Source organism: Desulfofundulus thermobenzoicus, from assembly GCF_009428905.1.
Classification (GTDB): Bacteria; Bacillota; Desulfotomaculia; order Desulfotomaculales; family Desulfovirgulaceae; genus Desulfofundulus_A; species Desulfofundulus_A thermobenzoicus.
Genome location: NZ_WHYR01000012.1, coordinates 25,264 through 49,434, shown reverse-complemented (window position 1 = coordinate 49,434; position 24,171 = coordinate 25,264). Strand labels below are relative to the sequence as shown.

General features: G+C 57.9%; 29 protein-coding genes. 1 reads left to right on the top strand and 28 read right to left on the bottom strand.

Annotated features, from left to right (window positions below; genetic code table 11):
• Positions 1-18: 18 nt before the first annotated feature.
• From GFC01_RS06145 to GFC01_RS06020, 27 genes are all read right to left on the bottom strand, one after another.
• Entirely contained in the window at positions 19-291 is a 273-nt protein-coding gene (locus GFC01_RS06145; RefSeq protein ID WP_152945766.1) for an HU family DNA-binding protein, read from the bottom strand.
• A 442-nt stretch (positions 292-733) separates the two neighbouring features.
• Positions 734-2,170 carry an RNA-guided endonuclease TnpB family protein gene (locus GFC01_RS06140; RefSeq protein WP_152945765.1) on the bottom strand — a complete coding sequence of 479 codons (1,437 nt, stop codon included), beginning with the start codon at positions 2,168-2,170 and terminating at the stop codon, positions 734-736.
• A 192-nt stretch (positions 2,171-2,362) separates the two neighbouring features.
• Entirely contained in the window at positions 2,363-4,891 is a 2,529-nt protein-coding gene (locus GFC01_RS06135; protein ID WP_152945764.1) for a hypothetical protein, read from the bottom strand.
• A gap of 6 nt (positions 4,892-4,897) precedes the next feature.
• The gene (locus GFC01_RS06130) at positions 4,898-5,101 is read right to left on the bottom strand and encodes a hypothetical protein (RefSeq protein WP_152945763.1); all 204 of its coding nucleotides are present in this window, start codon (positions 5,099-5,101) and stop codon (positions 4,898-4,900) included.
• 43 nt (positions 5,102-5,144) lie between these two features.
• The gene (locus GFC01_RS06125) at positions 5,145-6,692 is read right to left on the bottom strand and encodes a hypothetical protein (RefSeq protein ID WP_152945762.1); all 1,548 of its coding nucleotides are present in this window, start codon (positions 6,690-6,692) and stop codon (positions 5,145-5,147) included.
• Positions 6,693-7,206: 514 nt separating this feature from the next.
• Positions 7,207-8,160, bottom strand: a complete 954-nt coding sequence (locus GFC01_RS06120; protein ID WP_243137299.1) for an RNA-guided endonuclease TnpB family protein — start codon at positions 8,158-8,160, stop codon at positions 7,207-7,209.
• Between the two features lie 41 nt (positions 8,161-8,201).
• Positions 8,202-8,888, bottom strand: a complete 687-nt coding sequence (locus GFC01_RS06115; RefSeq protein WP_152945760.1) for a hypothetical protein — start codon at positions 8,886-8,888, stop codon at positions 8,202-8,204.
• Positions 8,889-8,910: 22 nt separating this feature from the next.
• The gene (locus GFC01_RS06110) at positions 8,911-9,510 is read right to left on the bottom strand and encodes a hypothetical protein (RefSeq protein WP_152945759.1); all 600 of its coding nucleotides are present in this window, start codon (positions 9,508-9,510) and stop codon (positions 8,911-8,913) included.
• 451 nt (positions 9,511-9,961) lie between these two features.
• Positions 9,962-10,915: an ADP-ribosylglycohydrolase family protein gene (locus GFC01_RS06105; RefSeq protein ID WP_194174841.1), complete on the bottom strand. Its 954-nt coding sequence runs from the start codon at positions 10,913-10,915 to the stop codon at positions 9,962-9,964.
• Complete coding sequence (locus GFC01_RS18735; RefSeq protein ID WP_194174840.1) at positions 10,912-11,217, bottom strand: hypothetical protein; 306 nt, start codon at positions 11,215-11,217, stop codon at positions 10,912-10,914. The genes GFC01_RS06105 and GFC01_RS18735 overlap by 4 nt, the downstream gene beginning before the upstream one ends.
• 348 nt (positions 11,218-11,565) lie before the next feature.
• Positions 11,566-12,390 (bottom strand): PHP domain-containing protein, encoded by an 825-nt coding sequence (locus tag GFC01_RS06100; RefSeq protein ID WP_152945757.1) that lies wholly within the window; start codon positions 12,388-12,390, stop codon positions 11,566-11,568.
• Between the two features lie 6 nt (positions 12,391-12,396).
• On the bottom strand, positions 12,397-12,573 hold the full coding sequence (locus GFC01_RS06095; RefSeq protein ID WP_152945756.1) for a hypothetical protein: 177 nt from the start codon (positions 12,571-12,573) through the stop codon (positions 12,397-12,399).
• Positions 12,574-12,623: 50 nt separating this feature from the next.
• The gene (locus GFC01_RS06090; protein WP_152945755.1) at positions 12,624-13,148 is read right to left on the bottom strand and encodes a DUF4417 domain-containing protein; all 525 of its coding nucleotides are present in this window, start codon (positions 13,146-13,148) and stop codon (positions 12,624-12,626) included.
• Positions 13,070-13,498 (bottom strand): hypothetical protein, encoded by a 429-nt coding sequence (locus tag GFC01_RS06085; protein ID WP_152945754.1) that lies wholly within the window; start codon positions 13,496-13,498, stop codon positions 13,070-13,072. The genes GFC01_RS06090 and GFC01_RS06085 overlap by 79 nt, the downstream gene beginning before the upstream one ends.
• Positions 13,486-14,079 (bottom strand): ParB/RepB/Spo0J family partition protein, encoded by a 594-nt coding sequence (locus tag GFC01_RS06080; RefSeq protein ID WP_152945753.1) that lies wholly within the window; start codon positions 14,077-14,079, stop codon positions 13,486-13,488. The genes GFC01_RS06085 and GFC01_RS06080 overlap by 13 nt, the downstream gene beginning before the upstream one ends.
• 7 nt (positions 14,080-14,086) lie before the next feature.
• The gene (gene dnaN, locus GFC01_RS06075; RefSeq protein ID WP_152945752.1) at positions 14,087-15,235 is read right to left on the bottom strand and encodes a DNA polymerase III subunit beta; all 1,149 of its coding nucleotides are present in this window, start codon (positions 15,233-15,235) and stop codon (positions 14,087-14,089) included.
• A 1-nt stretch (position 15,236) separates the two neighbouring features.
• Positions 15,237-15,638, bottom strand: a complete 402-nt coding sequence (locus tag GFC01_RS06070) for a stage V sporulation protein S (protein ID WP_341473785.1) — start codon at positions 15,636-15,638, stop codon at positions 15,237-15,239.
• The gene (locus tag GFC01_RS06065) at positions 15,581-16,114 is read right to left on the bottom strand and encodes a phage N-6-adenine-methyltransferase (RefSeq protein WP_243137294.1); all 534 of its coding nucleotides are present in this window, start codon (positions 16,112-16,114) and stop codon (positions 15,581-15,583) included. The genes GFC01_RS06070 and GFC01_RS06065 overlap by 58 nt, the downstream gene beginning before the upstream one ends.
• A gap of 19 nt (positions 16,115-16,133) precedes the next feature.
• Entirely contained in the window at positions 16,134-16,661 is a 528-nt protein-coding gene (locus GFC01_RS06060) for a Holliday junction resolvase RecU (RefSeq protein ID WP_194174839.1), read from the bottom strand.
• 258 nt (positions 16,662-16,919) lie between these two features.
• Positions 16,920-17,561: an AAA family ATPase gene (locus tag GFC01_RS06055; protein ID WP_152945748.1), complete on the bottom strand. Its 642-nt coding sequence runs from the start codon at positions 17,559-17,561 to the stop codon at positions 16,920-16,922.
• Positions 17,542-17,835 (bottom strand): hypothetical protein, encoded by a 294-nt coding sequence (locus tag GFC01_RS06050; RefSeq protein WP_152945747.1) that lies wholly within the window; start codon positions 17,833-17,835, stop codon positions 17,542-17,544. The genes GFC01_RS06055 and GFC01_RS06050 overlap by 20 nt, the downstream gene beginning before the upstream one ends.
• On the bottom strand, positions 17,807-19,387 hold the full coding sequence (locus tag GFC01_RS06045; protein WP_152945746.1) for an AAA family ATPase: 1,581 nt from the start codon (positions 19,385-19,387) through the stop codon (positions 17,807-17,809). The genes GFC01_RS06050 and GFC01_RS06045 overlap by 29 nt, the downstream gene beginning before the upstream one ends.
• Positions 19,388-19,404: 17 nt before the next feature.
• Complete coding sequence (locus tag GFC01_RS06040; RefSeq protein WP_152945745.1) at positions 19,405-19,692, bottom strand: hypothetical protein; 288 nt, start codon at positions 19,690-19,692, stop codon at positions 19,405-19,407.
• Between the two features lie 19 nt (positions 19,693-19,711).
• Positions 19,712-20,017 (bottom strand): hypothetical protein, encoded by a 306-nt coding sequence (locus GFC01_RS06035; RefSeq protein WP_152945744.1) that lies wholly within the window; start codon positions 20,015-20,017, stop codon positions 19,712-19,714.
• A 458-nt stretch (positions 20,018-20,475) separates the two neighbouring features.
• The gene (locus GFC01_RS19710; RefSeq protein WP_194174838.1) at positions 20,476-21,459 is read right to left on the bottom strand and encodes a metallophosphoesterase family protein; all 984 of its coding nucleotides are present in this window, start codon (positions 21,457-21,459) and stop codon (positions 20,476-20,478) included.
• 79 nt (positions 21,460-21,538) lie between these two features.
• Positions 21,539-21,817, bottom strand: coding sequence for a hypothetical protein (locus GFC01_RS06025; RefSeq protein WP_152945742.1), 279 nt, complete (start codon positions 21,815-21,817; stop codon positions 21,539-21,541).
• On the bottom strand, positions 21,796-22,038 hold the full coding sequence (locus GFC01_RS06020) for a hypothetical protein (RefSeq protein WP_152945741.1): 243 nt from the start codon (positions 22,036-22,038) through the stop codon (positions 21,796-21,798). The genes GFC01_RS06025 and GFC01_RS06020 overlap by 22 nt, the downstream gene beginning before the upstream one ends.
• Positions 22,039-22,426: 388 nt before the next feature.
• Here GFC01_RS06020 and GFC01_RS06015 point away from each other — a divergent pair, with 388 nt between their 5' ends.
• Positions 22,427-22,633 (top strand): helix-turn-helix domain-containing protein, encoded by a 207-nt coding sequence (locus GFC01_RS06015; protein WP_341473784.1) that lies wholly within the window; start codon positions 22,427-22,429, stop codon positions 22,631-22,633.
• Here GFC01_RS06015 and GFC01_RS06010 read toward each other — a convergent pair.
• Entirely contained in the window at positions 22,617-24,077 is a 1,461-nt protein-coding gene (locus GFC01_RS06010) for a DEAD/DEAH box helicase (protein ID WP_152945739.1), read from the bottom strand. The genes GFC01_RS06015 and GFC01_RS06010 overlap by 17 nt on opposite strands.
• Positions 24,078-24,171: the final 94 nt, after the last annotated feature.

Genomic DNA, 24,171 nt, shown 5'->3' with positions numbered 1-24,171 from the left:
ATGACTATGTATCCCGCGTTAATTCACCGCCGCCCGGAGTTCCTTGCCGGGCCTGAACACTACCGCCTTACGGGCCGGAATGCTGATGGATTCACCTGTTTGCGGGTTTCGCGCCTGCCGCTCCGCCCGCTCCTTAACCAGAAAGGCGCCGAAACCGGCAATACGCACTTCCTCGCCCCTACGGACGGCTTCCTCCAGCGTCGCGAGCACGGCGTCCACCACTTTAGCCGCAACTTTCTTCGTGTTCCCCGTTTTGTTTGCCACCACGTCAATCAGTTCGCCTTTGGTCATTTTGAAAAACCTCCTGTTGTTAATTTTTAAAGTTTTAACCTACATTAACCTACTCAGTGAAACTAAGAAACCGGCACAGCATCACTCCTTTCAATGTGAGAAATTCAAAATATTCCCCTCTTTTTCTCAGAAAAGCCTGCTGAAGCGCATCGGCCGCTGATGGAGCCGGCATTCATGGTGTGGTGTCAATAAACCCTTGATTTGCTATACAAAGCTATACAAACATAGACTTTGGAGCAAACCAAACGTTTATCGTTCCAGCCGCCCTTTTCCGATACGGCCCACCCCGGTCCCTTCCGGATTGGAACGGGTCAACGGAAAAGATACAGGCAAGCAAACAATCCGGGCCGGGACCTTGCCCGCTTGCCTCAGCCGCAGCCCCACCACTTTCCGTGTATGCTCGTCCGCATACGGGCATGCGCTCCCCTCATCCGGGTGTCCGTCAAGGGAGCTTTTCCCACCCGGCCTGTAACCGGGCAGGGCGCTTTAAGCCGCTTCGGGCCTTACCTTCAATACGCCAGTGGTACTCGCGGTAAAAGCTGTGGTGCACGTTCACGCTGGCGTTAAAATCAGCATTGACTTCATACCCGCAGTGCGGGCAGTAGAACAATTTGCCCCACCCGCGCTTGACCCGCTTGCCGTTTTTGAACGAGAACCTCTCGCCTTTTTCTCCGCAGCGGGCGCAGTAATGGCTGGTGCCGTGGGGGTCTGTTTCCACCGTGACCGTCCCATATTGGAACGCCTTGTGCTTGCTCAAATCCCGGATCAAGCCCCTCAGCTGGTTGGCTTGCTTGCGGTTGATCCGCCTGGCTTTGCCGCCCTTCCCGTGCCCGGAACGCCCCAGCCGCTCAAATATGAGCACACACCTCGGATATTTCGCGCATACGTCGGCTATCTTCCGGGAGACTTTGTGGGCGAAGTCCAGGTTGGTGCGCTTGATGTGTGACCAGAGCCGCCAATCAAAACGTTCGCCTCTTACTGCTTTGCCGGATTGGCGCTGGTGCTTGCTGATCAGCTTTAAATGCAGGTACCGGTGCCGGTCAAGACCGCTGTCTTTAATGAATACGGTTTCGATCACTTTGCCGCTCTTCATGACCGTGACCACCGCCAGGTTCTTGACGTTCAGATCCACTCCGACAGTAACCAGTTCGGGGTCCAGTTTGGATTCCTCAACCTTCCTGGCCCTGACTTCCCGGGCCTGCGGTACACTCAGGAATATTTTCTTCGCGCCGATGACCAGTTTTGGGCTTTTCGTTTCCCACCCCGGTTCAGCCAACCGTTTTTCCTGCCACCGCCCGATTTTGACCGGGTAATTAACCCAGACCCATTTGCTCCCGTCGAACACTTTGATCCGGACGAAGCTGCCCTTTCGATCAAGGCCAATTAATTGCAGGCTGTACGTGCCCTTGTACAGCACCGGGTAATTGTCCGCTTTGGGCCAGCCGGGTTTTCCTTTTCCTTCCCCACTTTTCTCCCACTTTTTCAAATGGGACAGGTAACTCCTGACTTTCCCAATGGCGTCATTGATGACAGACCGCCGGTAGACCACGGGCATGCCGGAGAATTTCAGGCTGAAGTTTTGTTCGTCCAGTACGTCCGGGTGCTCCCTGGTGGATACGGTTATTGATTCGGCCCAGGCTAAAAGTTCCTTGGAGTTGAGTTTGCGCTCCCGGTATTCTCCGTGCTTTTCGGAATAATAGGTGATCCGTTCGTCGAATTTTTCCGGGAGCGATAGGAAGAAAGTTACGTAGAATACGCGGGCTTCGTTCAGGATTTTCTGTGTCAATTCAAGGCACTTGCGCTTCTGTATGTTGGCACCGCCGGCATCCCGGTCGTCAAGGTCGATCTCGATCTTCGTTGACCTTATGGTTTCCGCCACTTCCTTCACCTCCAAATAGAAAGGTTTTGGGCACAAAAAAAGAGAGAACCGTTTTGTGGTTCTCTCTTGAGGTTGGGTTTGTTAGAAATGTATAGCTTTGTTTAGCAAATTAGGTAGCTGTTGATAAGTCGGAAAGGACACCAGGAAGAAAAAGCCGCGCAGCTTTCTTCCAAAACCGCACGGCCAAACATCTTACCTCACCCTTACCACATCCTCCACCGGGCGGCCCTTAAGTTCCTTGACGCCCGCCTTGGCGAACGAAGCCAGCACTTTCTGCCGGTCAGCCTCCGTGTTCACGAAAATATATTTCGGGGCGTGCTCGCCCAGCAAATCTATGCCGTTTTTGAACATTACCTGTGCCCTGAGACTGCCCGCGTTAGCGTCCTTGGCGTAATCAGGCAGGTCCTCGACTTTTCTCGTTCGTCCCGATTTGCCGTAATGGTGATCTTTCGGGTTGGTCGCCCCGAAATCGTCTTGCTTGGTGGCGAACCAGTCAGACCGGGTAAGCAACGTTTCCGGGTCCCATACAATGTCGTAACTTTTTTGCTGGCTCGCTTTGCGGAAGAAAGTGAAAGCGTAGCTGGCGCCGCCGGTTTTCATGTCCTCGGAGGAAGACATACCGGAATGCTTTACGCCCATGCGCCGCCGCAGCTCCGTGGACGCCAGCACCCCGCCGTTCTCGATAATCCGGCACAGGACGTCGGCCTTGGAAGACGTTTTATGGTCGGAGCCGACTCCCTCCAATTTGTGCGTAATTACGTATCCCTTGGTCTTTTGGCGCACGGCTTCCGACGTAAGATCGAACCGGTTCCAGAAATGAAAACCTTTCTTCTGCTGCGCCGCCCCGGGCACCGGCCGGTAAGACGGCAATTTTTCCAAGCCGCCCGGAGCCAGGCCCAGCTTCTTTTCGAAAAACCGCTTGAGGGACCGGGTTTTTTCGGCCAGCAGAGACCGTTCGTTTTGCAAGATCAGCTCTTTAGCCAGGATTAACTGTTCCTCCTGGCTCAATCCCGACACCGCTTCGAGCTGGGAGACCAGCCTGGCTTCCTGTTTCAAAGCCAGGTTTTCCAACCCCTGATTGATGGCCATGTATTCCGGGTCCTTGTCGTAACCCTGCGCCCAAATGTTGCGCTCCAGGTACATGACCTCGGCCTCCTGGGCGCTGGCGGGCGGCTCGGCGTGCAAATGCAGGGATTTGAGCTTTTGCAGCGCTTCGCGCCCGTCTTTTACTCCCGGCGGGGAGATCACCTCTATGGTACCCCGGAACGAGAACGGCACGGAGTCGTCGTTCGGGTGGTAAACGGCCTGGTAACCGTTGCCCAGGTCTATGGCGTACTCGACGCCGTAAAACTGGTTGGTTTCCCGCTGGCCGTCCCATACGGAGCGTCCGCCGGCGTCGTTGGCCGCTATGCGGGAACCCGTGCGTTTCTTGGCCGCAAGACCCTCCCCGGAGGCGTTCGGTACGACGACTTCTTCTTCCACTTCGACCAGCTGCGGGGCGGTGAATTGAGTAACTTTAGGCGCCTTCGTCTTGGCAGCCACGGCGACCTCCACCGTCTTCAGCTGATCCAGGTAGTTCTGGATCATGGCCTTGGTCATTTCGTCCTGGGCGCTGCCCTGCAGTTTTTCGAGCTTGGTTCTGAGTTCCACCATCCCCTTCAGTGTATGGTCCGGGATCACGTTGTCCTTGCCCTCACCGGTGTGGTGGTTGACGCTCTTGGCCACCTTCAAAAGCTGCTGGTAATACCCTTCCTGTTCGTCCACCGGGAGCGGCTTCACCTGTTCCACCTGCTTCTTGACCTTCATCACGTGCCCGCCCTCCAGATCAAGGGCGTCAAGAAGCTTGGCTTCCGACTCTTCGCGGATCTTGCCGAAAAGCACCAGGCGGTCTTTGCCCGGATCTCCACCGGGGTCGCTGAACATGGTGGCGGTAAGGGTTTGATCTTCGATGTCCGGTCCGGCGACCATCAGAGGACGCCCCAACGGGCCGGATTCCGCCACTTCAGACCAGAATTCCTCGTTGACCGGGCTGGCGTCCAGGAGCCAGGCGGGAGGCGACACGGGCGGAGAAACGGCGGTTGCCTCCGCGGCTTCCGGCGATCCCTCCCCTTTATCCGCACCGGCTGGTTCATCCGCCGGCTGTGCAGGATGTGTGGAACCCGAAACACCAGAGACTGAAGACGGTCCAGAGGGCTCTTGCTCTCCCTGGACCGCCTCCGCATTCACATAACCCTGTTTCACCGCCTCGTTCTTAAGATTTTCTTGGAACTGCTCGTAAGTTATTTTACCTTCCAAAAATTTTGCATACTCCTCGTCATAAGAACCCCAAAAATCGCTGTCAATAGGAACGACCCCGATATAATCAAAATTCAACGGCTTTTGCACTTCGCCCGTTTCCACGAACGGAGCCATCTCTTTTTTCAGCTTTTCCTGATCGCTGCTCAACACAGCCAAATGTTCAATACCCAGCGGAACGGGTATGCCCAATTTCTGGGCAGTTCCGTTAGCTTGTGTATATAATTCAACCGCGCTGATCTCGCCTGCCTGGTATTTTTTATAAGCGTCGGACTGCCAGTTCCAATACAAACCCCACATGGTGGCCGTGACTCCAGAAGAAATGCCGGGTTCCGGCGCTTCCGGAGCCAGGGCGGGAGAAATGGCCGCACCAGCACCTGCACCCAGGGCGTGGACACTTTTCTTCTTCTTGCTCCCGCCGCCCAAGGGAGATCACCCCCGCTCACCAGTTATACCGGTATCTTGGCAGCCCCGGCAAAGGTTAAAATCGTCAAACCAGGGCCAGGCAACATCCACCGTATCCCCAATATGCAGGGATCCACCGCACCTGTTACAACGCGGCATGCCCAGGCGATCAACTATCTCTTCCCGCTCTTCAAACCAATCTGCATCCAGAATTTTTTGCAGAAAAAGCATTTATCTACACCACCTTCCGGCTTGACTTTGATTATTTTTGACCTTAACTGAAGTCCACTGCGGTATTCAGCACCTTGCCGAAAAATTCCGCGAAGTCCTTCCGGAGGTTGTTCTTCCGCTCGCACGCCCGGCGGAGAAACTCTTCGCCCACTTCCTGGTCCGATGGCTTGTGCCCGAGCCGCTGGGCCGCGAAGTCCTCCATCCGCTTCCACCAGGCGATCTGATTTTTTGCCGGGCTATTCACCGCCGCGTCCACCACCGGACGGAGTATCTCCCTGTATTCCGCATCCGGTATCTTCTCGAACCTCTCAATCACCGGGAGAGCGTCGTAAGGATTGATCTTCACCTTGCCTTCTTTCGCCGCCCGGTAAAGGGCATAATAAACCGGCTCCTGGGAGCCGTGTTGCTTGTTCGGATGGTAGTCTAAAGACAGCTTGTCTTCGCCGAAAAACTTGAACGCCTGGCCTTTGTCCACGCCCACCACCACTCCGCCCGGCGTGACGAGAAAGTTGTCATGCTTGGCGTCGTGTTCAGACGTGGCCCAGGAGATGACGTGTTCCCGGACCAGCGCCCGTATCTGGGCGGGGGAATATTTGACGGGATCGCTTCCCAGCTGTTTCGCGCCTTGGACGAAGGGCTGGATGCTCCCCTTCCCGTGAGGCGTCTCCGTAACAAAGACGTCCACCGCCGGCTGACCCACCATGGCAGCTATGCGGGAAACCGCCGATTCCGCCGCGGCCACCGCGCCGCCGGAGTGCTTGTCCGGCTTGAAGAGCCACTCTTTCCCGTCCTGGTCGGCGTAGATGAATTTTTCATGCACGCCGCCCAGTTCCTTCGCCGGTTTTTTGAAAGTAAAAGACCTGGTTTTGAATTCTTCCGGCCCGACCCGGGGGACCTCTTCCTTGGACTTAGCCATGGAAGTGATAACGTCGAGTATCCCCTTGGCCTTCTGGGAAAAGGCTGACACGCCGAGCTTCAGGTTGGCCGTGCCGTTTTTCAAGCTTTCCCGGGCTTTCTGGAGCACCGTCTGGATATCCGGAAGCGCCGGAGGGGCCAGCACTGCCGCGCCGTCAGGTGTCACCCCGGCTATCACGGCCTCTTCCGCGGCTTTTTCCCGCTCGTCCACGCTTTTCTGGATCTCGGGCGGGAGTTCCTTGAAATCTTCTTCCGCGACGAAATTAACCGTGGTTACGGTTTTGGTTGATTCCGGGTAAGCCGGGTTGGCAACGGCATGCAGGATGGAAATCTCACCCGGTTGTTCTCCCCCTCCAACCAGGCCGCCGTGCGACAGGCCCTTCTTCTTGGCAATGCCCACCACCGTCGCGGCGGGCCACGCCGAAACGACTTTTGAAGCCGCCGCGGCCGCCTTCGGGGGTGCCGCCCCGCCTGGCACGCCGCTTCCGGAGCTCCCGGAAACGGCTGAGATATCTTTTGCCAGTGCTTGGTATCCCGCCATGTCTGGAAGATAACTTTCGCTGACCGCCACCGTTTCGCCTGACGCGGCCGGGGCGATGCCGGCACCGACTCCGAACCCCGCGCCAGCGCCGCCCATGCCCACAGCACTGTTTTTCTTCTTGCCACCACCGCCCATGCTTCACCAACCCCCTTCGGGACAAAAAAGAAAAACCCGAGAATACTTCCCGAGTTTGCTGTTAGCTTTTTACCTTCTCGATTCGCACCCTGGTCAAATTATCCCCTGTAGCCGTCAAGCTTTCCAGCCAGACTGAATCGATGACTTTCGAATTGAATTTTCGCCGCTTGACGCATACAATGATCCAGATTTTTTGCTTGACATCCTCTCCCGAATGAATTCGGAGGATTCCATTGACGTCCTCCCCCGAATGAATTCGGAGGATTCCCCCGGAGAGAAACCCCCCGGACCCACCCGGGGTACCCCGAGAATTCCGTGCCCCTCGCGGGGTTCACGCCCGGTTCCGGTCGGGATTTGTCTCCGCCCGTACATTTCTGCCAGGCTTCTTCGACTCACCCATTGGGCCGTGCCAACCGCCGCCCCGGAAGGTTCAAGGGACCCCCTGCCCTCCACCCTTCCGGGCAGCGGCACTTTCCGGCCCGAAGGCTGTACTCCATACCGCTAAGGTCAATTCTCACGCGGCAAGGCCGCTCACCGCCTGGGCTACGTTGTCCGCTGCGTTTACGTCGATGTGCTTTATCTTTTTGCACCGCGGGCATTTGAACCAGCGGCCTTTCGGGCGGCTCCGCCGCACTTCCCCGCACCGGCTGCAGGTCAGGGTGGTCAGGTCGGGGTTCACTAACTCTACCTGGATACCAGCTAGAGCCGCTTTGTATTCGATGAATTTCCGAAGCTGATAGTAAGGCCAGTAGTGCAGGCTTCTTCCGTGGTCTTTTCGCTGTTCTTTTCTTTGAGGGTTTGTCCACCTTGCCCCGGTCAGGTCTTCCAAGCGGATTTTCGTCACCCCGTGGGCGATGGCAAAGTCTATCAGAGCTTTGCTGATTTTGTGGTTTACGTCCGTTACCCAGCGGTGTTCTTTGTCTCCCAGCCTGACCAGGGCGCGGTAAGCCCCGGCTTTTTGAAGCCTGTGCCGCAATTCCGCATAGTGCCTCCGGGTATAGGCCAGCCCTTTTCCGGAGAAGAAGAGAGTTTGGCCGTTTACGGAAGCAACTAAAAGGTCAATCAGCCCCAGGTCCACCCCCATGATTTTTTTGCCCTGTTTCTCTTCTACCGAAATAGTTAGAGAAAGGAGGATGTACCAGTCCCGGCCGTGCCTGACCAGCTTCGCGCTGCCCTGTTTGGCCTGACCGGAGAGGAGCATTTCCAGGTATTTTTCCTGGTAGGACTGAACGACGATGGGCACCCCGATCCTTTTCTCCAGCGTGGGAAAAGAAGCTTTCCAGACGGCTCCGCCATCTTTGGAGAGTTCTTTTTCCACGCGGAAGTTCTGGTAGCTGAACGACGGCCAGAGGCGCTTGAACCGCTTTGCTTTTTTCTTTGCCCTAATATCTCGGATGGCGTGGCACAGGACGCAAGAAGGCAGTTTCTCCGAAAATTTCGCCGCGTCTTTGGAAGTTTTGGTGGTCATAGTCAAGATAAATAAATTCGAAGGAATTCCCGGCGGGGATCTTAATCACATTCCCTCGACACAAGTGGCATAATCACCGCTTTTGCTCCACTATAGTTCGTTAACAATAATAAATCTCTTCCTTTAAAATCAAAAAAGGTTTTTACTCTTTCCGACCCCATGGCTTCCATGACAAGATCTAAATATTTTTTATTCAAAAACACCCTTCTTCCATCCAGAATAATTTCTGTTGCAATAACATCGCCAAAATCTTTTGTGCCGGCAACAATAAATTCATCACAAGCACAACAATACCTGGCAGGATTCAAAATATTCCGGGTGTATTCATGCGTAGCCCATTCGCTTAAAGAACACGCTTCCGCGAAAGCATCTTCAAGATCTATTATCCCTTTGCCCTGGAGTTCCGGCGGAACCTCGCACGGCAAATAACACAGGACGTGAGTATTCGTCGCCATCAAAGCTGTTTCAAGAGCCTGCACGGGTGCATACCTCACAATTTCCGAGGAACCAAACCGTCGCACCAAGTTGAACTTTTCCCGAAATTCTTTCAGCACTGAAACCCGAATCTTCTCGGGACGAAGCGTTTCCTGAATTTCTTTGCGAAATTCCGCGTGCTCGATTTCTTCAATTTCCTTATCCGGTAGCGGCTCGAAATAATCTTCGTAATTGTAGCAACAAACATCACAGAACTTGCCTTTGTTCTTGCAAATGTCGCACTCATCCATCACTTACCACACCGCCTTTCCGGCCCTACTCCATCGGTGGGGGCAGTTCCAAGCCGACCTCGCCGGCCGCTTCCCATATCTTGATCTGATGCAGGGACTCTTCGATGCCGATCTGGGCGAAATAGCGCCACAAGCTCATCCCGGTTACCGGAACGGGAAGCTCCGGCATCTGATCGCCGTCCTCGCCCATGATGCGGGCGGCCTCCGCGTCCATCGCCGCCTGATCGCCCAGTTCGACCACGGTGCGGTAAACAATGGCCACCTCGTTGGTCCGGCCGTTGCTGCCTTCCTCCACCCAATACCTGATTGCTTCCAGCATGTTCTGCGTCTCGATGCGCCGGAACACGCCGGGCCACATCCTGCCCAGCCGCCAATCCGGGTAGCCGCCGATTTTCTCGTCGATGGCCGGTTCGGTGCCTTCAGTGTAAAAATGCGTCGGTACGTCGGCCCACACCCACCGCCCGTCTTCGAGCACCAGCGCGATTACCGTGGGCCAGATGGGCGGCATGACGCTTTGATCGGGGGTTTCGAGGAAGCGGTAGATGGTCAGCTTTTCGCCCTTGCGAAACTTGTACTTTTTCATCTCTTCTTCCGTAAAAAACGGACTATACATCTGCATTGGCATGCCTAACACTCTCCTTTCAATCACATCAAGATCATCGACGCAGGATTCCCCTGAATTCATTCAGGGGAGGAATGCACCGCCACCTCTTTCCACGAGAATCCCGTTGATCTCGCCAGCAACCTTACCTTCTTCGGGTTGAACTGCCCAATCCGCTTGCCATCCACGCCCACCACAGGCACTCTGATAATCAGGCACTCTGGTAATCATTTGCCGATACACGGCCTCCTTTCGGAGTGATTGTCGCCTCGGCGTCGTCCGCAAGGCTTAGGCCGGTCTTTGCCGGCCGCGGCATTTAGCGGTTCTGCCTCACATAATCCGGGCTGGCGAAACACCCGGAAGTGATTGGGTAGCCCCACGGACCCTTGCTGCCTTCGCAGCCGCCTGGTCAGCCAGTTGCCCCTGCCCCCGCCAGGGCAAGCCCCTCAATTCATTGAGGGGTGGTTGACTCACATCAATCGGAAAATTTTTTCGTGAACCTAACCAGCCCGGTGACCGCATTATCCAACCGTTCCAGCTGTTTCCCGTCGAATTTGTCCAGCCACCGGGCAGAAATGGCGTCGTAGCCGTACATCACCCCGGCCAGGCCCCCGGTGACCGCCCCCACGGTGTCGGCGTCCCCGCCCAGGTTGACTGCTTCAACCACCGCCTCTTCGAAGCTGTCCGTGTTGGCGACGCACCACAGGGCGCACGCCAGGGTGTCAACGGTGTAGCCGGTGGGACGGAGACGATCTTTCGGCCAGCCAGCCACGTCTCCGAGCCTCCGGGCGAGCCTGGAGGCCACGTCTTCCATCTCGCCCCGGGGAACGATGTCTTTCAACACGTCTAGTGCCCTGCCGTATGCCTCCGCGAAAGTCATGTACCGCCAGAGTTCTTGAACCGTAAGACAGTAGATGAAACACGTCAGCCCCGCTTCCGGATCCCAGTGGGTCATCCGGGCCACTTCCATGCACCGCATATAAAGGTCCGCCGCGTCCGGGTAGGCGAAAGCCAGCGGCAGCGTCCGCATGAGCGCCCCGTTGCCGGCAGTCATCCCCGAGCGGGCGTGGACTTCCTCCGCCGCCCTATACCAATCTTTCAGGCGGTCGTAAGCCTGGAAAACCGCGCGGATTGTACCACCGATATCCGGTGGATTTGTGGTCCGCCAGCGGAGGAAGGTTTCACCGATGTGCGGGACGGGGTTCTCCGGGTCCACCAGAATCCCCTCGGCCACAGCCAGGGTCATTTCGGTGTCGTCCGTCCACTCCCCCGGCCTGAGGTTCAGCCAGCCACCGCCCACGACCTCCCGGAGCACGCCGTAGCGGGCGCGGATTTGTTCCCTGTCCATGAACTCCAGCGTCGCGCCGAGAGCGTCCCCCACGGCCAGGGCGTAGATACCGCCTCGGACCCTGTCGGTCAGGTCGGTCATCTTGCCGCACCCGCTTTCTCCGGCGCCGTCTCTCCCGCCTTGAAGAGACCGGCCAGCGCCTTTTCCACTTCGGCGGCAATTTGCCCTTCGGTGAGCTTGTTCAGCGCGTCCATGGGAATGCATCCCTGCATTTGAATAAGCACAAATACCTTCGGCTCCGCACACTGCTTCTTGCATTTGTTGCCGTAGCACTTCTCAGTGTGCACGAAGGTTTTGACCCGCTGGGTCATGGGCGAAAGCACCTGATCGGCAAGGTAAAGTATTTCGTCCCGTTCGGACTTGGTTACGTAGCATTTGGCCATTTTACCAGCCCCTTTCGCAATCAACAGAAAGGATATCAGCTACCGTTTCCCCCGTTTCCTCGCCCCACTGATTACGCGGGGCCAACCGCACGCCCTTCCAATTGTAATCCCGCCCGCAACGCTCGCACGTGTTGGTGAAGCCATCACAAATAACGGTTTCTCCACAATCGCAAAGAACCTCTACATAGCCGGGGACCCGTCTTTCAACAAATCGTACCGGATCCGGCACTTCCATCGCTCCACAGTTAGTACAAACTTCAGGCACGGTTCTTTTCCGGGACAAATAACGCCACCACCAATTTGTTCTGTGACCCATTTCGCCGGTACCCTTTTGATCACTTTTGACATTTATACCCACTCCTCTCTGGCGTAATATTCTTTGTCCCATTCGTGCCACCACGAATCCAAACTGCCCCACTGCTTACGCCTTCCGGCAACTTTCCCGCGGTTGCCCCGCTTTTCCCGTTCCCTTGCGGCCCGCCTCGAAAGCGCCTCCCCGGCTTCCTCCGGGGTGATCAGCCCTTTCCCGGTAAGCCAGTCCACCGGGACATCCACCGAAAAGTCCCCCGGAACGTTCAGCCGGCTGCCGTACCAGTGCCAGTCGCTCCCCGCCGTCTGCACTAACCTTTCGTTCCACTCCGATTTTTCACCCAGCCAATACGCCGGATCGAAGTTGCCGTTCACCCGGTTCTTTACTTCCACGCCATCCATACCGGCGTTCAAGCACCGGAAAAAAATTTCCGGACCGTAATTACCGTTGCGTTTCGGGTGAGCCAGCACCGCCACGCCGCCCCGGGCATGGACCTCCTCCACCGCCTCCCACGGGGTCAGGGTGTTCGGCGGCAAGTCCTCCTTGAGGTTGTAGGCCAGGACGTGCACCCGCCAGCCGTTGCAGTTGGTAGTGACCTCGACGCCGGGAATAACCAATATGGGAAGCCCGGCTTCTTCCGCCACCCTTTTCGCAAACCAACCAGAAGCAACGCAATCGTGGTCGGTGACCGCAATCGCATCAATGTCTCGATCAGCTGCCGTAGCCAGAAATTCCGCAATGTCGTCCGCGTCCCTTCCCGTTGGCGTCCGGGGAGAGGTGAAACTGCAATAATACCGGTCAGCCAGTGGGTGAGTATGAAAATCGACCTTTAAGACTTCCTCCTGCTTCTTTTTAGCACCCACCTCTTTTTACCTTCTTTCATTCTCATAACCGATGAGCTTTCCGCCACCTTGTAAGTGCCTTATATACCGCCTGAAAATGTCGGATATGGTGGTATCCTTCTCCACCGCCAGGCGGCGGATAAACCGCCACTCCGATTCCGTGACGCGCACCTGCACCGCTTTGATTTTATCTCCATCAGTCATTTTCAAACCCCCATGTAGTGCTTTTATGTTCTAATTATATCATGCTCGCACTACATGTCAAGGGTTTGACGCAGAAAAATATTCAAATTTTCACGGAAAAGGGTAGGAGCATTACCATACACATACTCTTTTTTCCTCGCCCCGAAGACCCGCCCGTGCTGGGCGCGCATCTGGAGGTCACGGCTCAAAAAGATTACCTTGGGCAGCATCCCTCTCGCCGCCATAATCCGGTCCTTCTGCGACAAACCGTTCAGAAAAACGGTCACCCGGTTCCCCAGCTTTTCGCCCATGCGTTTCAACCCGGCAAGCAGGAACGCCCAGTCTTTCTCCGTCCGGTAGGTCTGGGCGTTGACAGCGACCGCCGGGATCTTCAGTTTCTCCACGCACTGACACCACCGCTCCAGGTCCCTTTCCGTCCACCAGTAAACGTTGGGCGCCACCGGCACTCCCAAGGAGGCCAGCCGTACGGCCGCCAGGAGGCTCCGCCGCATGTTGATCAGGTGTTCGAAGCGGGGGTGTTCGCCGTAGACGCTGTAGTTCGGCCCCAGGACCAGGGCGAATCCCGCCCCCGCCACCTCGGACGCAAGCCCGCCCCTTTCTTAGAAAACACCCGGGGCGCTCCGACGGCGTACGTCGGGTAATCCGCCGCGGCGTCGTACTCCGCCGTGCGGTAGCCGTCCACCTCCGGGATCACGGGAGGGAGATCTCCCGGCACCGGCGGCCAATTTACTGTGCCAGGGAAGGAAAGATCCAGGGTACCCCCCGCGTCCTTGATCCATGCATCCACGTCATCCCGGCGGCGGCACCGCACGCCGCAGGAGGAGCACGGTCTGGTGCACCCGGCGTGGTTACATTCAGGATGGCAGCCGCCGCAGAGATTGTAAAACCGGCAGGTGTCGCAGTTGCAGGATTTTAGCGGAGCCATTTCCTCGTCTCCTTCCCCGGGAAAATGCCCAGTATCGTCAACACCTCGTCCCAGGCGGGCGCGGGCCGCCTCCCGCACCCGGCCATGGCCAGCCTGGCCCGGTGCAGTCCTGAAGCGACCTCATAGGGATTAAGGCCGGACCGCTTCAGGTTCTCCTCCAGCTGGAACGCCGCACGTATTTCATCGGGCAGGGGCGGAAAGACCAGACAGCGCGCCTCCCGGAAGTGCGGGTTGTCCGGCCATAATTCCCGCCCCAGCATAATGGCCCGGTGGCGCCGCTCCCCGGCTATGACGATATACCTCTTCCCCGACCCGGCGTTCTCCTCCACCACCAGCGGCTCTATCAGCCCCACCCGGGCGATGCTGGCCGCGAGTTCGAGGAGTCCTTCCCGGGAGAAATTGCGCCGCGGCTGGCGCGGATCCGCCTGGATTTCGTCCGGCGAAACCAGGCAAAACTCGGGGTGGAGGCCCTCGGTGCCGGGCAGGGGGAGGGTATCGCCGGTCGTCTCCGGAGTCGGCCCCGCTCTCGCCGGGCCGGGTGGTGGGGTGGGAACACCGAAGTCCAGGGAAAGCTGGATCACTCTCCCATCACTTCCTCACCGGGAGAACGATGGACCGGTACCCGTCCTCCCCGGACCCGGACGGCGCGATCAAGGCGTAGGGGTTAGTCCCGGTTTCGGTTTCACTACAGAACTTGAACGTCAGAGACTTGCTTTCCGGCTCGATTGCTTCCAGCACATCGAGAAGATAATCTATTCTAAAGCTGACGCGGAGATCCCCGCCCTCGACGTTGGTGACCGGAATCTTTTCAACTACGCCGCCCCTGTCGGAACCGGAGGATACCGTCAGCGCGTTGTCAGTGAAATGGAGGTGAGCTATGGCGGACTTGTTTTTGTCGTTCTCCGCGAATACCTTGGCGCGGCGGAGCGCCAGCTCAAACCCGGACATGTCGGGAATCTCCGCGGCAAAAGAATGCGGCACGCTGAAAAGCCGCGCCGTGTCAGGCGGAAAAGCGCCGGCGACGAGACGGAACCAAACCCGCACGCCGCCCGCCCTCACTTCGGCCCCCGACCGGTCGAAAAAGACTTCCGCCTCCTCGTTCCCCTTCAGTCCACCCAGCGCGCCGATCAGGTCGTTGACCGCCTCCTTCGGCAGGAGAACGCTTTTCCGCTCTTCTCCGTACCGCTGTACTTCCAGCGGTAGGGTCACCAAGCGATGGGTGTCCGTAGCGGTGAACCTCGCCCCAGACCCTTCGAGGTCGACGCAGACGGCGGTGAACACGGGCCGGGTGGTGTCGTCCGAGGCGGCGAAAACCACCCGCCTCAGGGCGTCCTTCAAGTTCCCGGCGTCGGTGGAAAACCCGGCGAGCCGGGCGTTCTCCGGCCGTTCGGGGAACTGATCCGCCGAAAAACCACTGATCCGCGCCGAGTTCCCGGCGTAGCGCAGCACCGCGCCGTCCCCGTCCTTTTCGATCTCGATTTCCCCGTCAGGAAGGAACCGCAATAATTCGGCCAGCTCTTTCGCGGGGAGCACGGCTTCGAAGTCACCTCCCCGGCAGGGCACCGCGACCTCGATCTCCCTGTCCAGATCCGTCGCGGCGACCGTCAGGGTCTCCCCGCCGGAAGCCAGCCGGACGCAGGAAAGCACCGGGAGCGGGGAACGCGCCGAAACCGCTTTCCGGGCTAACTGGACCGCCTCTGACAGGCGGGCACGGTCGACAAAAAGAACACTTGCCATTTTAAAAATCCCCTTTCTGTTTTTTGGAATGCCAGCGGCCCGATACCGACACCCGCACGGAGCCGCCGTCAAGGTCGACTTCGTCCACTTCCAATAGGGCGGCGCCGCCGTTCTTGCGCGTGAACGCCTGGGCCAGGCCAAGGGCCAGGAGAAGCCTGGCCAATGCGGCCTCGCCCGTAGCCCGCACTTCCACACCGTGCCCCTCGGCCAAGGCCTTGGCTATGGAGCCGGCCACCTTTTCCGGGTCGGATGCGGAGGCCACGCGCACATGAAAGAAAAGCGGCGGGCGGGCTTCATTCAGCTGATTTTTGTGCTGTGCGCCGCCGTTGCTTGGGGCGGGCGGCGTCATGGAGTAGGGCCTGAACCTCGCCGATTCGCGGCCCTTGAGTTTAACGCTTGGCACTGTCTTTCAACTCCTTTCTCAAAATTTGGAATCCTGGCATGCATGGAACTCATCCTGAGCTGGTGTTCTCCGGGCCGAAAGACTACTACCGCCGAGGGGAACGGGGCACTGCCGGGTGCGCCGCCGAATCTCAGCCTGCCTATGACGAAGCGGATCTCAGCGGCCCGCATCACGTAGTTGTGCCACCAGCGGGTGTCCGTCCTTGACGGGAGCAGACAGACCACCACCGCGCCCCTCCGCGCCTCCTCAAAGGCCTTCCGCACCCACTTCCCGATCTCCCGGCCGTAGGGTGGATTCATCCAGCAGATTTCACCGGCCCAGGACTGCCGTAGGCCGTCCTGCTCGGGAGAGAAAAACCGGGGACACTTCGCGTTTTCCGGACGGGCACAGACGTCCAGAGTGAAACGGAATTCGGAATTCAGCACGGCAAAAAATGAAGCCGGGGTTTCCCACTCCCCGGTTTGTGAAGAAAACATGCTTTTGTTGAGCATCTCATTATTTCCCCTGGTTACAATATCGAAAATCTACACAACTTAAATAATCCCAAAATTTCACTTCTACCAATCCCGGCTCCCCGGCACGCACCGACGCCGGGCCGGTCCTGTCCTTCCACGCCGCCCAGCGCCTCTCCAGTTCCGGAAACGGTAAAACGAAAAAGCGATTTAGCTCCCCGAACCCTATCAGCACAAAAGAAAACGCCCCGGTGAGGGCGCAGTCTCTCAGATATACATATTGGTGCGGCTCGAACTTGGACAGCGGCCATCGGTCGCCCCTGGACACCTCCTTCGCGTCGAAGGCCAGGGGGAGCGGGCCGGAAGGCAGGAGGACGTGGCCCAGGAAGTCCACGGCGGCCTTTTCCTCCACCTTGGCGCTGACTATTTTCCCGCCCGGCCCCCGAATGGGGACCCAGGCCGTGGGAACCTTGTGGATGACGGCCAGCTTCCGGGCACGGTACCGGTCGTTGGCCAGCTTTATCAGGTCTTCCAACGCCTGTCCGCGGTTGGCTTGATAAACAGCACGCATCTTCATCCCTACCTCGGAAAAGAGTTTTTTCGTGCGTCAGCGTACAGGCATTACGAAGTTAATTCAACCGTTACCGCCGGCAACAGAAACAATACAATGCTCTCCCGCTAAGGGGAACAAACACATTGCCGCATTTCAGGCACTTCTTCGGCCTGTAGTGCTTGCTCATGTTTAGCGAACTCAACCGGCGGTTTTTGCCGTAACCGGCCATCGTGACCACCCCTTCCTGTTTTTTCGCCGAGTTTTCCCCGCCGCTCTTTATTCAGTCATTCTCGTAACCCTCGACTCCCCACCCACCATCTCCACCCGGTACACGGCGTCCGCCGCCTCGGCCAGCCTCGGGTCGTGGGTCACCACCACGAACTGACGCCCGGTCTCCCGCGCCACGGCCTTCAAGAGCTCCCCCAGGGCGCGGCTGTAGCCCTCCGAGAGGTGCTTGCCCGGCTCGTCCAGGAGAACGGGGGCCCGCGGAGGAGAAGTGGCAACGGCCACCAGCACCCGCAGGGCCAGGGAAACCACGTCCACAACCCCGCCGCCGCGGGCGTCCAGGACCGGCGTCCTGACGGACGCCCCACCGTAATCGGAGATTATCGAAAACTCGACTTCCGGGCGGCCGCGCCGGTCCACGACCTCCGCGGCGAACTCAACACCCGGCCCGAACACGGCCCGGAGGGCGTCAGTGACCACCAGTTCCACTTTCTGCCGCACCCTCTCCCTGGCCGCCTCGGAAGCCGCGCGGAACACGTCCGCCGCCTTCTCCAACCGAACCGTCTCCCGCTCCACTTCGGACAGGCGGGAGGCCTTGTGCCGCCTCATCTCGGACAGTTGTTCGAAGCGGCCGCGGCGCCTCTCGTACTCGGCGCGGACAAGCGCCGCTCTCTCAGTCAGGGACGCCAGCACGGGCAACCAGCTCCTCGAACGGCCTCAGCAATTCCTCGACCCGCTGGATCTTCTCCGCGATCTCCATCTCCAACCGGGCGATCTCTTCCTCGACCCTGTCCGGCTCCACGCCCATCGCCCGGATCTGAGCCTCCACCTCCGCCAGCCGCTTCTCGGCCATCTCCTTCCGGGCGGCCGCCGCAGCGCGGGCGGCTTTCGCTTCTTCGACGCGCTTTTTCAGCCGAGCGATCCTCTGTTCATCGCTGTTAGTTAACAAGTTGGCCGACGATTTCACGGACATCCTCCCCCTCGATTTTATTGAGACACATCGGACATCGACTCAGTTCTTTCAGCAAGCTCCCCAGTTCTTCCGCCCTCCGCTCCAGCGCCGCACGGGCTTCAGCTTCCTGTTCGGCGGCCACGGCGACCTCGGACTCCGTCCGCCGGTACTCGCCCTGCGCACGGGCCAATGCGTCACGATTCCCGGCCAGCGAAACCAGTGCTTCCATCAGGTCCCCAGCCTTACCGGCCGCTTCCCCCGCCCCGGCGATCCGGACGGACTCTTCGACGCGCGTTTCCGCTTCCCGCAACTGGCACTGCAAATCCGCCAGCGCCGTAAAGCGTTTCCGGTCCTCCTCCAGCCCGGCCAATAGTTTTTCCGCTCCTCCGGTGCCCTCCGTCTTCTTAAGAATTCCGAGGGCCACCGTCACCTGCCCGGCCGCCTCCTTCATTCCGGCGGCCGCCAGCCTAAGACGCGCTTTCTTTTCCTGGAGAGCCGCAACCTCAGCCAGGGTAACACTCGCAACTTCCGCGCCCGCCGCGGCCCCGGCGATTTCCCCGGAAACGCGGATCTCGCGGCGGAGCCGGTCCGCGTCATCCCTTGCAACCTTCAGTGCCGCCAGTTCCCGGGCGCGGGTACCGGTAGCTTCGAGGATGACGTCCGCCTCCGCACATCCTCCGGTAACCGTCAGCGTTTCCCCCGCGCGCTCCAGCTCGCCCCGCAGGGAGAGGGTTTCGCCGCGGAGCCGGGACAGAGCGCTCCGCACTGCCGCACTCGCGTCCGCCTCCGCGAGGAGGGCCGCCGCCGCGTCCAGTTCCGCCGCGGCCCCGAGCACCTTTTTTGCCTCCATCAGGGAGGCTTTCGCCCCTTCCAGGTCCGAAAAAAGCTCTTCCAGCAAGACCTTCCTTCCGGAATCGGCCCCGGCTTCCTCAAGCAAGCGGTCCGCTTCCCCCAGGGCTTCCTCCCACCGCGGCAGGTCGGCGTACTTTTCCAGCTCCACGTCCAGGGATGCGATCTCGTCCTCCAGCACCCGGGCTTCTTTCCGGAGCCTCGCGGTGTCCGCCAGCGTGTCCTTCAGCGCGGCGTCGAACACGTCGGCCCGGGAGAGCAACCCCAGGAGCGCCGCGCCCACGGAGCCGGGCTCACCCAGGAGGAACGGAGGATCCAGCTGGCCGGCCACGTTAGGCGCGAAGGACGCGCCGCCCGCCTCGACCCGTTGGACGCCGGTGACATTCGCAACCTCTTCAGGCACGGAGACGCCGAACCCCTCGTAAACGTCCTCCGAGCTGTCCGGCCTTTTGATGGTATAAACGTTCCGGCCCCCCTCCTTCCGGCGCTCGACCCCGGTGCCGTCGGAGTACCGGACGGCCACCCGGCACCCGGACGCGCCCTGGCGGACGAAACCCGAACCCCGCGGCTCGTTCAGGAAAAGCCATTTCAGGGCGCGGATTACCGCCGACTTGCCGGCGTCGGACTCGCCGACCAATATGGTGACTCCCGGGGCTAACTCTATTTCGGTACAGCGGTGGGACTGGAAGTTTTCAACAGTCAGTTTGTCGATGGACATTATCTATCACCGTTCTCCTAATTGAGTGCTTGGCAGGCGACATCGATATCCTCACCGTCTTCAACGTTAGCTAGGTACTCTTCTTCAGTGACTGAAATAACAAATTTTTTCTCAATTTCGAGGAGTTCCGCCAAAGCCTCCGCCAACTTTCCGGCGACTTCTTCGTATTCTCCGTTAGAAAAAAGTTTTTCTCTATCGAGGCCAATCTTGGTATAACACTCTATGGGATTACCATCTTCGTCGATTGCCATTCCTGCCTCGGGCTCAATGCGAAAATAAAATTGGTATTTGTGAACTTTCGACATTAAAACCACCCCTTAGTTTTTAAAGCAACCTACGCCAAACATCCATGTACTCTCTACTCCGAACAGGAATAAGAATGAATTCCTCTGCCCCAGGATGCTTAGCAAGATACGTTTTAGGGTTTCCAGATGAACCTGATGTGGCAGCGACACTTTCTTTTAATGCCCTTTCTAGATCGTTAAGATCTAAATTGATGGCAAACGCAAATTCTGTTACTTCGGGAGCACGTTCTTCAACCTGTTCTGCTATAGGTAAAAGTTCTCGTAAATGTCTGCGTATAGCTTTGCACTTTTGTTTAATAAACCTTTGTTCATCTTCAGAAAGCACAATAACCCTTCCTTTTTGTTTCGTTATCCTAAACATAAGCTGCTTTACCAAATAACTTCACCAAGCACGGTAACGCTCGGGGGCAAACTCTATCTTGGTGTGCCGGTGGAACTTGAAATTTTCTTTCGATGGTCAGCTTTTCAATCACCAGACAACACTCCCCGGTAACCTATTCCAGAGTTTCTAAGCCTTCGCTTCTACTTGTCTACTCGCCACTGCCAGTTATATGCAGAAAAACTATTTCTTCCAGGAGGAAGGTATTTGTACATGTAGGACGCTGCAGCTATGAGCTGGTAGTATTTAGTAAAATGAACAGTTTTGTTTTGACGATCGATAGTATAATCGCCAGGTATACCAGATATTTTGATGATTTCCTCCGGATCTATTTCATTTGGCATGTTACTATCACCGTTCCTTCCCCGAAACGAAGCTCACAAATACGTACCAAACCTCTCAAGCTACGGCGACGAAACCCGCACCTGAAACCTCCGCCAGATTTCCGCTTCCACCTCCGGCCCCGCGCCCGCCCGGGCGAGGACCTCCCTCAGCACTTCCTCGGGCTCCATTACCGCGAACCGCTCCCCCCGGAACGACTCCAGGCCCGCAAGGAACGCCGCCCGGCTCTCCTCCCTGACCCGCGCCGCGTCCAGGTGGGCGCGGCTCAGCACCTCTTCGCCCGGCCTGGCGCACTCCAGCGCCACGTACCGGTGCGAAACGCCGCCCCCGGCGCATTCGAGCACCACCACCCGGGGCGTCCTCGCGATCTCGTCCGGGTGGGCAGAAAGCCTCACCAGCGCGCCGGGATTCAAAGCTACCTTGCCACCAATCCGGACCTCCCAAGGCATGTGGTAGTGCCCGGCCAGGGTGTAGTCGGCTCCCGTCGCCTCCAGGGCTTCCTCGGCGGCGGTCGCCGCCGGGAGGAAGGGGGCCGAAGAGATGACGGAACGGGGCAGCAGCATACCGTGCGCCACGTGGACGGCGAAATCGCAGTCCCGTTTCTCCACGGCGTAGTCCGGGCCCGGGTCCCGGCGGTCGATCCCCGCGTGGTAGCCCTGGCCGGTGAGCTGGAGCCTGACCCCTCCGCCTTCCAAGTATACCGGCTCCCGGTTCAACAGCCGGACCAGGCCCATCCTGGCCAGGAAGCCCAGAAGGGTGCGTGGGAGGGTGGCCGGGTTGTGGCCGTAAGCGTCGTGGTTCCCCGGCACCACATAGAGCGGTGCGCGGAACCGCCGGAGTATTTCCAGGTATTCCCCGACCTGACCCAGTCCGGGTTCCGGGAGGTCGAAGAGGTCGCCGCCGTGGAGGACGGCTGAAACTTTCAGCTCGTTAGCTAACCTGACCACTTCCGACAGTTTGGCCCTGACGGCGGCCGCGAAGTCGTCCGTGCGGGCCGCCGGCGCGGTGCCCCGGAGGTGGGTGTCGGTGAAATACAACAGTCGCATTTCACTTTTCTCCTTTGTGCAAAGTGAAGATATAAACATCGCATTTCATTTTCGCGAACCGTTGGGTCCCAGAAACACGTCAAAATGGCAGTGATCCCGGCGCGCTCCTAAAAACTTCCGTCCCTGTCTCGGTATCCACAATGCGGTGCATTTCACCAGCTATGGCTATTAAAGCTGGTAAAGAATCGCTTACAGCTACTTGTTTCCAAACATACCGATGGAAAACCGAAAGGGCTTTTTTACGTTCGTAAGAATATTCTTGCTTACGGATCGCGACTTCGGCACGCTCTAAAAAATAACGCGCCACGTTTGTGGAGCGGGCATCTCCGCCCCGCTCTATTCCCTCCCCTTTCGCCATTTGATTTCCATCGTTTTCCTCTCTTTTTCCGTTAAGATAACAAAGTTCCGGATCACCTGCATGGCGGCCTGATAAATCGCTTCGTACAAGGCGTCCTGGTTCTCTCCCAAAAACCGCTCGGCCCGTTCGTGCGGCCAATCCGGTCGAATCTTCTGGATATCGTCGGCGCCGATGACTAGCAGCAGATTGTGCAGGGTACGCACGTTGATCACCTCTTTCAATAAGCCGCCCCGCCGCCAATTTTTACCCACACCGCCCTTATGTGAACGGTCAATAATTTTGGATGAGCATCTGTCGCTGGCCGAATTTGACCCCAGCTACGCGGGTTTCGAATTCTCCACGGCGGACAGCGTACCATGCCCGGCGGAAAGCGCCCGGGCGGTGAACTCCGAGCTTGCAGAGCCTGTTTTGCGAGGCTGAAGACTAGAGAGCGGTCGAGCATTCGCGAGCAGCCTCTTTTCTAAATGGTCAACCAAATGTTTAGATTTCTAAACCTATTGTAGACAAAAATAAACCACCCGTCAAGAGATTCTTAAAAACTTTTTGTTTTCAATTCTAAACCTTTCGGTTATAATATCTTACAAATGGTTTGACAAAGAGGGAGAAACCGTGTTCACGTACAAGCCTTTGCTCAAAACGCTCATCGACAAAGACCTGAAACTGCAGGACCTGCGGGAAAAGCTCCGCATCTCGGGGGCCACCCTGGCTAAAATAAACAAGGGTGAGTATGTCTCGATGGAGACGCTGGATAAAATCTGCGACTTCCTGGACTGCGAGATCCAGGACGTGATCCGGCATGTCAAGAGGCGGAATTGATCCCAAGTTTGCCGTACACCTTCAACCTGGCCCTGTACTGGGCCAGGAAGACGCCTATCTTCTCGTCAACGAAATCGAAAATCACCGCATCTTTTTTTCCAGAATAGGGACGCTGAACCCGGCCTACCTTCTGCTCGATTTCCGCCGCGTTGCGTCCCCCGGCCACCAGGAACAGGCGGTCGAGGCGGGGGATGTCCAGCCCCTCTTTGGCAATGTCCACGGCGAACAAAACATCCACATCCCCGTTGTCCATGGCCATCAGAATCTCCTGCCGCCTGACCTTGCCCAGTTTTCCGTGCACCGTGGCGATTCTCAACTCCGAACGCCGTTTTTTCAGCGCCACGGCCAGTTCTTCGCAGTGAGCCACCCGCTCGGTCAGAACCAGGGAGGAATGCCCTGGGCACTCGCGGCCCAGGACTTCCACAATCAGGGAGTTGCGTTTTCCGTCGTTGAGTATTTCATCCAAGATTTCGTTGAACGGAACCACGGGTGGCTTTTTGCCCAACTTCCGGTATCTGTCCGCCAAATTTTCATAACGGGTCCACACGGTAGATTTCGCGCCGGTGCGCACGGTAACCAACCGCGGAGTGATCAGCCCGCCGGCGCCGTTGACCCGATCCCGGGAAACCGCGAACAAAATGGGGCCGATGACCCGCTCGGTGACCGCCTCCAGGCCATCGGCACGAGCTATTGTGGCGGAAACCCCATACCTGTACCGGGCGGGAAGTTTGCTCACAACGTCAATCCATGTAGCCGCCCCTCCGAGGTGATGAACCTCATCCAGCACCACACACCCCCACCTGTTTGCCAACAATGAGAGATCCATCCGCGCCATCTTCTGCACTATGCCTACAGTCAATCGAGCACCGATTTTCTCCGAACCCGCGCCGATCATACCGATTTCTTCCCGCGGCAGGCCCAACGCGGCCGCCGCCCGCTCCGCCGTCTGTTCGGCCAAATCCTTGGTGTGCGTGAGCCACAGAGCGGGCTGTTTCAAGCGGGCGATAATCTCCATGCCGATAATCGTTTTGCCGGAACCGGCCGGCGCCTGGATGAGGCCCTGGGTCGCTTTCAGGGCCGCTTCAACCGCTTCCACCTGGTAGTCCCGAAGTTTTATTTGGCCGCCGGAAGGGAAGTCCACCGGCGGCAAAACCAGGCGCTGGTCGACAAGGACGTGCGGAACGCCGTGTTTTTTCAACAGGCCCAGCAACCGCCCGGCATAGCCCCGGGGCAGGACCGCCGTTCCCGTCTTTCTGTCCAGTTCCAGGAGGGAAATGTTCATCGGGATGCGGTACGCGCTCCGACCGTATTTGACCGCTTCCAGGTACGCCGGGTTCGCTATTGTCAGGTCGTTTTCCAGAGCGGCCCAGAACCAGGGATGGTGGCTTTTGATTTTGCTCGCGTCGGGTATGTGGATCATGTTGTCGACGATGATTTGGAACATGGACAGCACCGCCCTAACTAAAAATATCTTTAAATACGGGTTTAAGTGATGTATAATATACGTATCATATTCATAAAATATTTACGGAAAGGAG